The 11,403-nt window shown below is 66.4% G+C and carries 11 protein-coding genes; 6 read left to right on the top strand and 5 right to left on the bottom strand.

The genetic code is table 11. The features are described from left to right. Nucleotides 1-188: 188 nt before the first annotated feature. Nucleotides 189-1,028, top strand: coding sequence for a hypothetical protein (locus KGR00_RS12515; RefSeq protein WP_224418429.1), 840 nt, complete (start codon nucleotides 189-191; stop codon nucleotides 1,026-1,028). A 93-nt stretch (nucleotides 1,029-1,121) separates the two neighbouring features. On the opposite strand, the gene KGR00_RS12510 is transcribed toward KGR00_RS12515, so the two are convergent. From KGR00_RS12510 to KGR00_RS12495, 4 genes are all read right to left on the bottom strand, one after another. After that, entirely contained in the window at nucleotides 1,122-1,916 is a 795-nt protein-coding gene (locus KGR00_RS12510) for a carbon-nitrogen hydrolase family protein (protein ID WP_224418430.1), read from the bottom strand. Next, nucleotides 1,909-2,961 (bottom strand): dihydroorotase, encoded by a 1,053-nt coding sequence (gene pyrC, locus KGR00_RS12505; RefSeq protein WP_224418431.1) that lies wholly within the window; start codon nucleotides 2,959-2,961, stop codon nucleotides 1,909-1,911. The genes KGR00_RS12510 and pyrC overlap by 8 nt, the downstream gene beginning before the upstream one ends. A 168-nt stretch (nucleotides 2,962-3,129) precedes the next feature. Next, a complete protein-coding gene (locus KGR00_RS12500; protein WP_224418432.1) occupies nucleotides 3,130-3,525 on the bottom strand; it encodes a VOC family protein in 396 nt (131 codons plus the stop codon). Nucleotides 3,526-3,774: 249 nt separating this feature from the next. Beyond that, nucleotides 3,775-4,968, bottom strand: coding sequence for an MFS transporter (locus KGR00_RS12495; RefSeq protein WP_224424438.1), 1,194 nt, complete (start codon nucleotides 4,966-4,968; stop codon nucleotides 3,775-3,777). Between the two features lie 130 nt (nucleotides 4,969-5,098). On the opposite strand from KGR00_RS12495, the gene gmk reads away from it, so the two are divergent. The 4 genes from gmk to KGR00_RS12475 all read left to right on the top strand — a co-directional run bounded on the left by gmk (nucleotide 5,099) and on the right by KGR00_RS12475 (nucleotide 8,791). Continuing rightward, nucleotides 5,099-5,731, top strand: a complete 633-nt coding sequence (gene gmk, locus KGR00_RS12490) for a guanylate kinase (protein ID WP_129139697.1) — start codon at nucleotides 5,099-5,101, stop codon at nucleotides 5,729-5,731. A 75-nt stretch (nucleotides 5,732-5,806) separates the two neighbouring features. Further along, on the top strand, nucleotides 5,807-6,061 hold the full coding sequence (gene rpoZ, locus KGR00_RS12485; protein ID WP_129139698.1) for a DNA-directed RNA polymerase subunit omega: 255 nt from the start codon (nucleotides 5,807-5,809) through the stop codon (nucleotides 6,059-6,061). 95 nt (nucleotides 6,062-6,156) lie between these two features. Continuing rightward, entirely contained in the window at nucleotides 6,157-8,298 is a 2,142-nt protein-coding gene (gene spoT, locus KGR00_RS12480) for a bifunctional GTP diphosphokinase/guanosine-3',5'-bis pyrophosphate 3'-pyrophosphohydrolase (protein ID WP_224418434.1), read from the top strand. Between the two features lie 103 nt (nucleotides 8,299-8,401). Beyond that, nucleotides 8,402-8,791: a RidA family protein gene (locus tag KGR00_RS12475; protein WP_129139700.1), complete on the top strand. Its 390-nt coding sequence runs from the start codon at nucleotides 8,402-8,404 to the stop codon at nucleotides 8,789-8,791. Nucleotides 8,792-8,826: 35 nt separating this feature from the next. On the opposite strand, the gene KGR00_RS12470 is transcribed toward KGR00_RS12475, so the two are convergent. Continuing rightward, nucleotides 8,827-9,753: an AraC family transcriptional regulator gene (locus KGR00_RS12470; protein ID WP_224418435.1), complete on the bottom strand. Its 927-nt coding sequence runs from the start codon at nucleotides 9,751-9,753 to the stop codon at nucleotides 8,827-8,829. Between the two features lie 423 nt (nucleotides 9,754-10,176). Here KGR00_RS12470 and KGR00_RS12465 point away from each other — a divergent pair, with 423 nt between their 5' ends. Continuing rightward, nucleotides 10,177-11,376, top strand: coding sequence for an efflux RND transporter periplasmic adaptor subunit (locus KGR00_RS12465; protein WP_224418436.1), 1,200 nt, complete (start codon nucleotides 10,177-10,179; stop codon nucleotides 11,374-11,376). Nucleotides 11,377-11,403: the final 27 nt, after the last annotated feature.

The following is an 11,403-nucleotide window of genomic DNA, read 5'->3' as shown; positions in this document are numbered from 1 at the left end:
GCATGAAGGCGTCACGCTCTAGCGCGATGCCTTCAGTGATCGTTAACAGATAGGTCAGGTGCAAAGGCAACGCCTAGTGCCTGGCTATCGCTTCTCTTTGGGCTCGCCATCCTTCATGCTTAACGCTATCAGGCGTTGGCAAAAAGCCCCTCGCAGCCATCCATGTCGTTGCTTACCGACCCACATTCATGAATATTTCACTGTCTAAAAATGAAACCTCCACTTCGCCGTCACTGCTCGACCTGGCAAATCGTACGGTGTTGCGCGAAGACGCGGAGAGTAATGACTATGTGACTTTCTACGAGGCGTTCAAAGGGCGAAAATTCCACATCCTCGTGAAAGAGGTGGGTGAGGGGCAGGTTGGTGTCGCCTTCCGCGACGGCGAAGGCCTACAGAGTCTCGTCACCTCGGAGAGCCAACAGCTGCTCCACGAACAGCTCGAGACCTCAGGCCTGGCGCTGCGTGAAGTGACCGGCTTTGCCATCTTGCGCATGACGGAAAGCGTTGAATTCGTGCTCGGCATCATGGAAGGCGCAGAGGAGAAAGATTGGTTTTTCTTGACGCATGATCAGCTAGTACTGCTGTACCGTATAGCCAACATCCAAGCGGCCCCGGCCGATGCAAGAGCGCTGGATGACCATCAGGTTTACAAGATGTACCCCAAGGCCTTCCTCGACTGGCTCTATCGCTACTGTCGCGAAAACCCGGATATCGAGCGATGCTGGTTCGTCATCGTGGCCATTGGTTCAGCCAACAACCTCGATGTCGTCGTCGTTCTCGACAGTCAAAGCGATACCCCCCATTTGGCACGGATTCGCGAACGTGCCAAGCCGGAATTCGCGGCAAATGTCAGTGTTCTCGACGAACAGGGCCTGGTGAACATTGCAGCGCAGGACGTGTCGACCACCATTCGGGCCAACAAGCCCCTTTTCGACCGTCGCCACAAGCAGCACCCCTTGGCGCGACTGGCTCGTGCGCTGCGCCGCCACCCCTTTACCTTTCTGACGGTCAACCTGACACAGGAGTAAGGCGTTAAATGAAGGGGGCGAGGGAGGCCATCGAAACACCGATCTCATCTCCTCCCCGAGCCCCTCGCTCACGATGCGCGGAGAAGCCACCGCTCAGCCGTTACTACCCTCATGCTTGGCCACGAGATCCAACCCGACCACCCGCCCGTGCCAGCTGTCGTTCCGGCGGGTGGCAATAACGAGCGCGTCATGGTCATCGGCCACGGCCAATGGGCCTGAATCGGTCCAGAAGCCGCTGCCCCCGATCGCCGTCATGCCGCCGCCGACGCCGTTGTGGTTGGCCATACCGACCAGCATGGCATAGCGCTCGGCGATCTCGGCCAGACGCCGGGTATCGGCGTCATAGCCGCCCGGGGTGATCAAGGCGCCGGCGAGATAGACGGTCGCGCCCAGCGATGCACACTCGTCCGCATGCGCAGGGGCGTTGGTATCGGCACAGATGGCGAAGGCCACACGCTCACCGCCGATTTCGCAAACGATCTGCGTCCCGCCGACCTCGAAAGCGGCCTCTTCTCCGGGATGCAGATAGCGCTTGGCATAGCTCAGAGGCTCACCGCCCGCCGGGTCGAAGATCACCACCCCGACCCGGGGCCGGGTTTCACCGTTCAGCGGCAGCCCCGTCACCACGTGCATGCCGCAGCGCTCGGCCGCTGCACGCAACGGCGCCAGACGCTCGCTGCACGGCGACAAGGCCAACGCAGCGGCCAGACCGGGCTCGTAGCCGGTCAACGAGAGTTCGGGAAACACCAGCAGCGAGACACCGTGACCCGCGGCCGCCTCGACCGCCGCCACGTGCCTCGCCAGGTTGGCGTCGAGATCGCCGGCCTGCGCCGCCAGCTGTGCCAGGCCGATCACCAGCTCGGATCGCGCCGACGTCGCCTCAGTCATTCAGCGTCGTCTTCCAGGTCAGCGATTCACCGGCCTTGTAGGGTATGAAGGTGTTCTCGCCCTCGCCCACGCTGGCCGCCACCGGCGTCGGCTGGCGCGTCAGGGTGACCGTGCCTTCGTTGAGCGGCAGGCGGTAGAAGCGCGGGCCGTTCTCGGAGCAGAAGGCTTCGAAGTGATCGAGCGCTCCCTCCTGCTCGAAGACATCGGCATAGACCGACAGCGCGGCCTCGGCGTTGAACACTCCGGCGCAGCCGCAGGCGGTCTCCTTGGCGGCACACACGTGCGGTGCGGAGTCGGTGCCGAGAAAGAAGCGCGGATGACCGCTGGCCACCGCGCGACGCAGCGCCGCCTGGTGCTCCTGACGCTTGAGAATCGGCAGGCAGTAGAGGTGCGGGCGGATACCGCCGACCAGCATGTCGTTGCGATTCTGGGCCAGGTGCTGCGGGGTCAGGGTGGCGCCCAGGTACTCGTCGCCCTCGAGCACGAACTGGGCCGCATCCTTGGTGGTGATGTGCTCGAACACCACGCGCAGTTCGGGGAACTGACGGCGGATATCGCTCATCACCTCGTCGATGAAGACCTTCTCGCGGTCGAAGATATCGATCTCGCCCCGCGTCACCTCACCGTGCACCAGCAGCGGCATGCCGATGCGCTGCATCGTCTCCAGCAACGGGTAGACGTCGCTGATGCGCTTGACCCCGTGCTGGGAGTTGGTGGTGGCGTTGGCCGGATAGAGCTTGGCCGCAGTGAAGACACCATCGGCGTGTCCACGGGTCAGCGTCTCGGCGCTCACGCTCTCGTTGAGATAGCAGGTCATCAGCGGCGTGAAGTCGTGACCGACGGGCAGCGCGGCGAGAATACGCTCACGATAGGCCGCGGCGGCCTCGACCGTGGTCACCGGCGGCGCCAGGTTGGGCATGACGATGGCGCGGGCGAAGGTCGCGCTGGTGTAGGGCAGCACGGTGCGGGTGATCGCGTCGTCGCGCAGGTGCAGGTGCCAGTCGTCGGGGCGGCGGAGGGTGAGCGTGTCGGGCGCGGCGGTCATCGGAGACTCCTGGCAGGGGGTGAACGAGGGGCTCGTAGCATATCAGAGCGCGGTGCCGTGGGCGCGGCGGCTCTCCAAGGCGGCCCCGTCGCGCCGCCGCTTGGGCGCACGGCCGCTAGTCGTGGCGCCCGATATCAGCGTAAGACCTTGGCCCGCCCCACCGGGCCATCACTCCGGGGCATGGCAAACGGCCTCCACGTTGTTGCCATCCGGATCGATCAAAAAAGCGCCGTAGTAGTTCTCGTGATACAGCGGGCGCAGGCCGGGCTTGCCGTTGTCGCTGCCACCGTTGGCCATGCCCTGGCGATGGAACTCGTCCACCTCTGCCCGGGACGGTGCCGAGAACGCCACGTGCCGGGGCGTGAAGCGCTCCTTGCTTTCGATGACCCAATAGGAAGGCTTGCCGTCGCGGCCGAAGGCACACATTTTCTGGGTTGGGAAATCCTGATTCCACTCCGCCACGAACTCCGTTTGCACGGAATACCCCAGCGGCGCAAACACCGCCTCGTAGAATGATTTTGTCGCGCCGTAATCCGTGGCATAGGTACTGATATGGTCAAACATGGTCTCTCCCCAAGCTCTGTCTGAAAAATCGACGAGCGATGGCCAGACAAGGCAAAAATTGACGAAAAAGCGGAGTTTACAAACCGTAAATGAGCATTTTGAGTCAAATTTTAACGCCGTATGTGCGAGCGCAGACATTTTTCAGACACAGCGTAAGGGATTATGACACTGCACGAGAGCTTACTTTAGGCTTTGTGCGAAAAACTGCCTTCGTTCGTCGACTTTTCATACAAACCCATGCCATACGACTTACCCTTTCACCCCGCCTTGACCGCCGGTACGCCACAGCAACACCAGCGCCACGCAGCAGAGCAGCGCCACCGCGCCGGAAAACCCCACTCCGGTGGCCGCCAGGCCGATCGTCCGTGACACCAGGCCGATGCCCACCACCGGGATCGACAGCGCCACGTAGGCGACGACGAAGAAGGTCGAGGTCACCGCGCCGCGATGCGCGGCGGGGCTCGCCGCGGCGAGCGCCCCCAGTCCGGCGCGAAAGGCCACCCCCTGGCCGAGTCCGGCGATGAGCGCTCCGCACAGGAAGGTCGCCAGCGAGGCCAGGGCGATGCCCGCGCCGATCGTCAGCGCGCCGACGAGCATCACCGCACAGCCCAGCGGCAGGCGCCACGCGGCATCGACACGCCCCTGCAGCCACTGCCCCAGGGTCGAGGCGAAGAACACCACCCCGGCGACCAGCCCGATCAGCGCCAGATTGGTCTGGCCCAGCACCTGCTTCATGAATGCCGGCACGGTGGCGGTGAAGAAGCCCAGCACCGCGAAGCCGGCGAACCCGGCGATCGCCGCCGGCACGAAGACGCCGCGCACCGACTCGGGGACGCTCAGCCGCTGGAACTCGAGGCGCGGACGCGGCGGCCGCTCGACCGTTTCCGGGGCGCGCCACACCGCCAGCACGCCGAGCACGGCCAGCGCCAGATGCAGCGCATAGGGCAGGTGCAGCGGCCAGGGCGCGTATTCGCCGAGCAACCCGGCGCATACCGGCCCCAGCCCCAGGCCGCCCATGTTGACCGCGGTGGCGACGAAGGTGGCGCGACGCTTCCAGGCCTCGGGGGCCAGCTCGATCACCGCCACCGTGGCCGTGCCGGTGAAGATGCCCGCCGAGACACCCGAGATCACCCGCGCGATCAGCAGCAGCGGTAGCGAACCGCCGAGCAGGAACACCGCGTCGCTGAGCACGCTCGCGGCGAGCCCGGCGAGCAGCAGCGGCCGGCGGCCGAGCTGATCCGACCAGCGCCCGGTGACCAGCAGCGCGCCGATCACGCCCACGGCATAGGCGGCGAAGATCACCGTGATGGTCAGTTGCGAGAAGCCGAAGGCGTCCCGGTAGATCGGGTACAGGGGCGTCGGCAGGGTGGTGCCGAGCATGGTCAGCAGGAAGGCGGCGGCACCGCCGACGAAGGCGAAGGGCGAGACTTGGCGTTGGCTCATGGGCGTCCTTGCAGGGCAGCGCCGTACGGCGCGGGTGGGCGACGAGTCGACCCGCAACAGTGTAGTGGTCACGACCAATGTGCGATAATGCGCGATTCCCTTTCGCATCGGCTCAAACGGACTCGTCCACATGTCCCACGGCACGCTCTACATCGTTTCGGCCCCGTCGGGCGCGGGCAAGACCAGCCTGGTCCGCGGCCTGATCGATCGCCTCGACGACATCCAGGTTTCGGTATCGCACACCACGCGGGCAATGCGCCCCGGCGAGGTCGACGGGGTCAACTACCACTTCGTCGACGTCGGCACCTTCGAACGCATGATCGCGCGCGGCGACTTCTTCGAGCACGCCCGGGTCTTCGACAATCACTACGGCACCTCGCGGCCGGCGGTCCAGGCACTGCTCGCCGCGGGTACCGACGTGATTCTCGAGATCGACTGGCAGGGTGCGCGCCAGGTGCGCGAACAGATGCCCGAGGCCGTGTCAGTGTTCATCCTGCCACCCTCGCGCGAGGCGCTCCGTCAGCGCCTCTCGGCGCGCGGCACCGACGGCCCCGAGGTGATCGCCCGGCGCATGCGCGACGCGGTCAGCGAGATGTCGCACTTCGACGAATACCAGCACGTGATCATCAACGACGACTTCGACGATGCCCTGGCCCAGTTGAGTGGCCTGGTGCTCGGCGAGCGCTCGCGGCTGGCGCGGGTCCGCGAGCGCCATGGCGCCCTGCTGGAAGCGCTCTTGTCACGCATCGAAGGGGTCGAGTAGACTCATCTGTCCTACCGCGCGATCATCGATCGCGCCCGCGAATCACGCTCTCAAGCTCAAGCAGGAATACCGTTCATGGCGCGAGTTACCGTAGAAGACTGTCTCGACCACGTCGAAAATCGTTTCAAGCTGGTGATGATCTCCACCCAGCGCGCGCGCCAGCTGGCTCGCGGCACCCGCGACGCCCAGCTGCCGTGGGAAAACGACAAGCCCACCGTGATGGCGCTGCGCGAGATCGCCGCCGGCAAGATCGACGAAAACGTGCTCGACGAGCCGGTCGAGGCACCGGTGCGGCCGCGGCCCGAACCGAGCATCGATCCCGAGGCCTGACCGCGGGCTCACGGCGTCACGTCCGACGACCACACCGCACGCCCGTGATCCGGGCCGGTGCCCGACCACGAGGTTGCTGATCATAGGCGCGCTGCATGTTTACCATCGATGACCTGGCCGACCGCCTCGGCGGATATCTCCCGCAGGACGAGATCCAGCAGGTCAAGCGTGCCTTCTACTACGCCGAGCAGGCCCACGACGGCCAGCGGCGGCGTTCCGGCGAGCCCTACGTCACCCACCCGCTGGCGGTCTCCAACATCCTCGCCAACATGCACATGGACCATCAGAGCCTGATGGCCGCAATGCTGCACGACGTGATCGAGGATACCGGGGTGACCAAGGAGGCCCTGGCCGCGCAGTTCGGCGAGGCGGTGGCGGAACTGGTCGACGGCGTCTCCAAGCTCACCCAGATCACCTTCGAGGACAAGGCGGTCGCCCAGGCCGAGAATTTCCAGAAGATGGTGATGGCGATGTCCCAGGACATCCGGGTGATCATCGTCAAGCTCGCCGACCGCCTGCACAACATGCGCACCCTGGGGGCGCTGCGCCCCGACAAGAAGCGGCGCATCGCCCGCGAGACGCTGGAGATCTACGCCCGCATCGCCGGCCGGCTGGGCATCAACACCATCCGCGTCGAGCTCGAGGATCTCTCCTTCCAGGCGCTGTATCCGATGCGTGCCGAGCGCATCAAGCGCGCCGTGTCGAAGGCCCGCGGCAACCGCCGTACGATGATCCGCCAGGTCCAGAACAGCCTGCAGAACTGTCTCGACGACGACGGCCTGCCGGGCACCGTGGTGGGCCGCCAGAAGCACCTGCTGTCGATCTATCGCAAGATGCGCGACCAGCGCAAGTCGTTCGCCGAGATCATGGACGTGTTCGGCTTTCGCATCATCACCGACGACGTCGATACCTGCTATCGCATCCTCGGCGCGGTGCACAACCTCTACAAGCCGGTGCCCGGGCGCTTCAAGGATTACATCGCGATCCCCAAGGCCAACGGCTACCAGAGCCTGCACACCACGCTGTTCGGCGCCAACGGCATGCCCATCGAGGTGCAGATCCGCACCCGCGAGATGGAGGCGATGGCCAACAACGGCATCGCCGCGCACTGGCTGTACAAGGCCGGTCAGACCGAACGGCCGATCGCCGCCGGCAGCCATGCCCGGGCGCGGGAGTGGGTGCGCGGCCTGCTCGAGATGCAGCGCCACGCCGGCAACCCGCTGGAGTTCATCGAGCACGTCAAGAACGACCTGTTCCCCGACGACATCTACGTGTTCACGCCCAAGGGCGACATCATGGAGCTGCCCCAGGGGGCCACGGCGGTGGACTTCGCCTACATGGTCCACACCGACATCGGCAACAGTTGCATCGCGTGTCGCATCGACCGCCACCTGGCGCCGCTGTCGAGCCGCCTGGAGAGCGGCCAGACCCTGGAGATCATCACCGCCCCGGGGGCGCGGCCCAATCTCGCCTGGCTGAATTTCGTGGTCACCGCCAAGGCGCGTTCGGCGATCCGTCACGCGCTCAAGAACCAGCAACGCACCGAGTCGATCCAGCTCGGCCGGCGACTGCTCAACAAGGCGCTGGCCGATTTCGAGACCAGCCTCGAGGAGCTGCCCGAGATGCGCCTGCCGGCGGTCCTCGACGACCTCGAGATCCGCAGCGTCGACGACCTGCTCGAGTCGATCGGCATGGGCACGCGCATGGCCTACGCCATCGCCCGGCAACTGGCGGAGGCGCCGGCCGGCCTGGAAGCCTCCCGGCCGTCCGCCGGCGACGGCTCATCGGCCGCGCCGGTGCTGATCAGCGGCACCGAGGGCATGGTGCTGAGCTTCGCGCGCTGCTGTCATCCGCTGCCCGGCGATGCGATCATCGGCCATCTCTCGGTGGGCAAGGGGATCGTCGTCCACCGGGTGGATTGCCGCAATCTCGACGATTTCAAGCGCGACGACCCCGACAAGCTGTTCACCCTGGAGTGGGCCCAGGAGATCAGCGGCGACTTCCCGGTGGGCCTGCGCATCGAGATGGAGACGCGCCGCGGCCTGGTCGCCGAACTGGCCGGCCTGGTCACCGATGCCGATGCCAACATCGAGCGCATCGGCATCGAGGAGCGCGACGCCCGGCTGTCGATCGTCAACCTGACGCTGGCGGTGCGCGACCGGGTGCACCTGGCCAGTATCATCAAGCGGATTCGCCACCAGCCGCACGTCGGCCGGATCAGCCGCATCCGCAACTGACACTTCGCGCCCGTCCCGTCAGGCATGGCCTGGCGGGACGGGCGCCGTGTTTTCGGACGCCGCCCGGCAAAGACCGGGCACGACGCACTGAAGGAGTCTCGTCATGAGCAACAAGGCCGTCATCCAGACCGCCAAGGCGCCCGCCGCCATCGGTCCCTACTCCCAGGCCATCAAGGCCGGCAACACCGTCTACCTCTCCGGGCAGATCCCGCTCGACCCCGAGCGCATGGAGATCGTCGCCGGCGACGTCAAGGCCCAGGCCCGCCAGGTGTTCACCAACCTCGCCGCCGTCTGCGAGGAGGCCGCCGGCTCGCTGCAGGACATCGTCAAGCTCAACCTCTACCTGGTGGATCTGGACAACTTCGCGCTGGTCAACGAAGTGATGGAGGAGTTCTTCCAGCCGCCCTACCCGGCGCGCGCTGCGGTGGGCGTGAAGGCGCTGCCGAAGGGCAGTCAGGTCGAGGCGGAAGGCGTTATGGTCATCGGCGACTGAGCGCCGTCGAACCGCTCGCTGCCGGACGCCGCTCCTCAGGCCAGCGTCCGGCTGGACATGACCGGCTGCTGCGCGGCTTCCGGTAGCTCGCCGCGCAGCTGGGTCACGTCCGCCCGCGGCGGCACCCCGAACATGCGGCTGTATTCGCGGCTGAAATGGGAGGGGCTGCTGTAGCCGACCCGGAAACTGGCCGTGGCCGCCTCCATCCCCTCGGCCAGCATCAGCCGACGCGCCTCGTGCAGGCGCAGGCGCTTCTGGAACTGCAGCGGCGACATCCGCGTCACCTGCTTGAAGCTGTGGAACAGCGACGACTCGCTCATGTTGACCAGCTCGGCGAGATCGCGCACCCGCAGCGGCTCCATGAAGCGCTCCTTGAGTACCGCAATCACCCGGGACATGCGCTGGGTCTGGCCGTCGGCCAGCGCGAACTTGCGCATGTAGGGCGCCAGCTCGCCGACCAGCGCCCGGTAGAGAATCTCGCGCCGTACCAGCGGCGCCAGGATGGCGATGTCCCATGGCGTGTCGAGTAATCCGACCAGTCTGGCCATCGCCTCCAGCATTCCCGCATCCGCCCTCGCCAGGCCGAGCCCGCAGACCCCATCCGGACACTCGTCCTCCGACGCCCGCGCCACCGGCGCGCCCATCGCCAGCATCAGGTCGGCGACCTCCTGGGCGTCGACCGTGAGCTTGATGCCCAGGTAAGGCTTCTGCGGCGAGGCGTCGGTCACCTTGCCGAGAATCGGCAGCGGCACCGCCGACACCATGCAACTCAGCGGACCATAGTCGATCTGGCGATCCCCCAGCCACACCGTCTTGGCGCCCTGGGCGATCAGGCACAGCGCCGGCTCGTAGACCCGCGAGCCCATGCAGCCGGTGGGCGAATCGGCGCGCACCAGCTCGAGGCCGGGGACGGCGCTGGCGATGAACCCCTCACCATGGGCGTGATCGAGAATTCGACCCACGAGAGTATTCATCAATTCATCGAACGACGGCTCGGCTTGCCTGGAGATGGGCTGTGCGGCGGTCACGGATTCTCTCCCGAACTGGCAGATGGCTAAGCGACAGAGGGTGATCGGGAGTATAAGCCCGATTTCACGGCACTTGGCGGCAAAACGCCGAGCTTTGCAGGATTGGGCAAGCACGCCGAAGGATTCGACAATCCTCGCCGAGAATCGCGTCAGGCAAGACTCGACAGACGACATCGGCACGGTGGCCGCTTCCTCGACCTCGTAGAATCGGGCAAGTAATCGGGAGAAAACCGATAACGTCGTTCGCCGCGCCCCCGCTACAGTTCCCTTCCTGACTCCCGCCCCTCGTTCGACGACGGCGCTCCCCGGAGCGCGCACGGTCGCCGACGCCACCCTGACGAAAATGCGGAGCGAAGCATGAACGCGAGGATCCTTCAGGACACCGGCGGCAGCCGGAGGCCGGCGGCCCTGCTGCCGATATCGTTGTTGCTGGCGGCGCTGCTACTGGCCGGCTGCGATGCCCACGGCGAGCCCCAGGCCGCTGCCCCGCCACCGCCCGAGGTCGATGTCGCCACCGTCGCGGCCGAGCCGATCACGCTCACCGAGACCTTCACCGGACGCACCGAGGCGCCCGAGACCGTGGCACTACGCCCGCGGGTGAGCGGCTATGTCGATGAGATCGCCTTCACCGAGGGCCAGCTGGTCAAGGCCGGCGACCTGCTGTTTCAGATCGACCCGCGCCCCTATGCAGCGCGTGTCGATGCCGCCAAGGCGGCCCTGGCCCAGGCGCGTAGCCAGCGTCAGCTCGCCGATGTCGAAGCCAGCCGCTCGCGCCGGCTGATCGGCCGCCACATGATCTCCCAGGAGCAGCACGACCAGCGCCAGGCAGCGGCCCAGGACGCCCGCGCGCGTGAAGCGCAGGCCCGCGCCGCGCTCACCAGCGCCGAACTCGACCTCGCGTACACCCGCGTCACCGCGCCGATCTCCGGGCGCATCGGACGGGCGCTGGTCACCCGCGGCAACCTGGCCAGCGCCGACCAGACGCTGTTGACCACGCTGGTTTCGGTCGACCCACTCTATGTCTATTTCGACAGCAACGAGAGCGGCACCGGGAACACGCTGGCGAGCGTCGACCCCGACCACCCCGTGGCAGTGCGGGTCAGTCTCACCGGCGAGAGCGGCTTTCCCCATCGCGGTCGGCTCGACTTCGTCGACAACCGTATCGATCCCACCACCGGCACCCTGACCTACCGCGCCGTGCTCGACAATCCAGACGGGCGCATCCGCCCCGGCCAGTTCGCCCGCGTCGAGATGCCCGTCGCCGCGCTCACCGCGGCGCTGCTGATCGACCGCCAGGCGGTGCTGACCAACCAGGATCGGCGCTTCGTCTATCGGGTGGCCGATGACAACAGCGTCACGCCGCAACCGGTGGTGACCGGCGCCGCGGTGGGCGACCGAGTGGTGATCCGCGACGGCCTCGCCCCGGGAGACCGCATCGTGGTCAACGGCACCCAGAAGATCTACGCCCCCGGCATGACCATCTCACCGCATCCGGTCGATCCACGATCGGCCGACCCGCAGCCGGCGGCCCAGGGCGCGCTCGCAACGCGCTCTTGAGCGGCGGCGGCGCTCACCACGCGCCGC

Origin of the sequence: Modicisalibacter sp. MOD 31.J (genome assembly GCF_020147985.1) — a bacterium.
Classification (GTDB): Bacteria; Pseudomonadota; Gammaproteobacteria; order Pseudomonadales; family Halomonadaceae; genus Modicisalibacter; species Modicisalibacter coralii.
The sequence above is the reverse complement of the archived record's forward strand: the minus strand, read 5'-3'. Positions and strand labels throughout refer to the sequence as shown.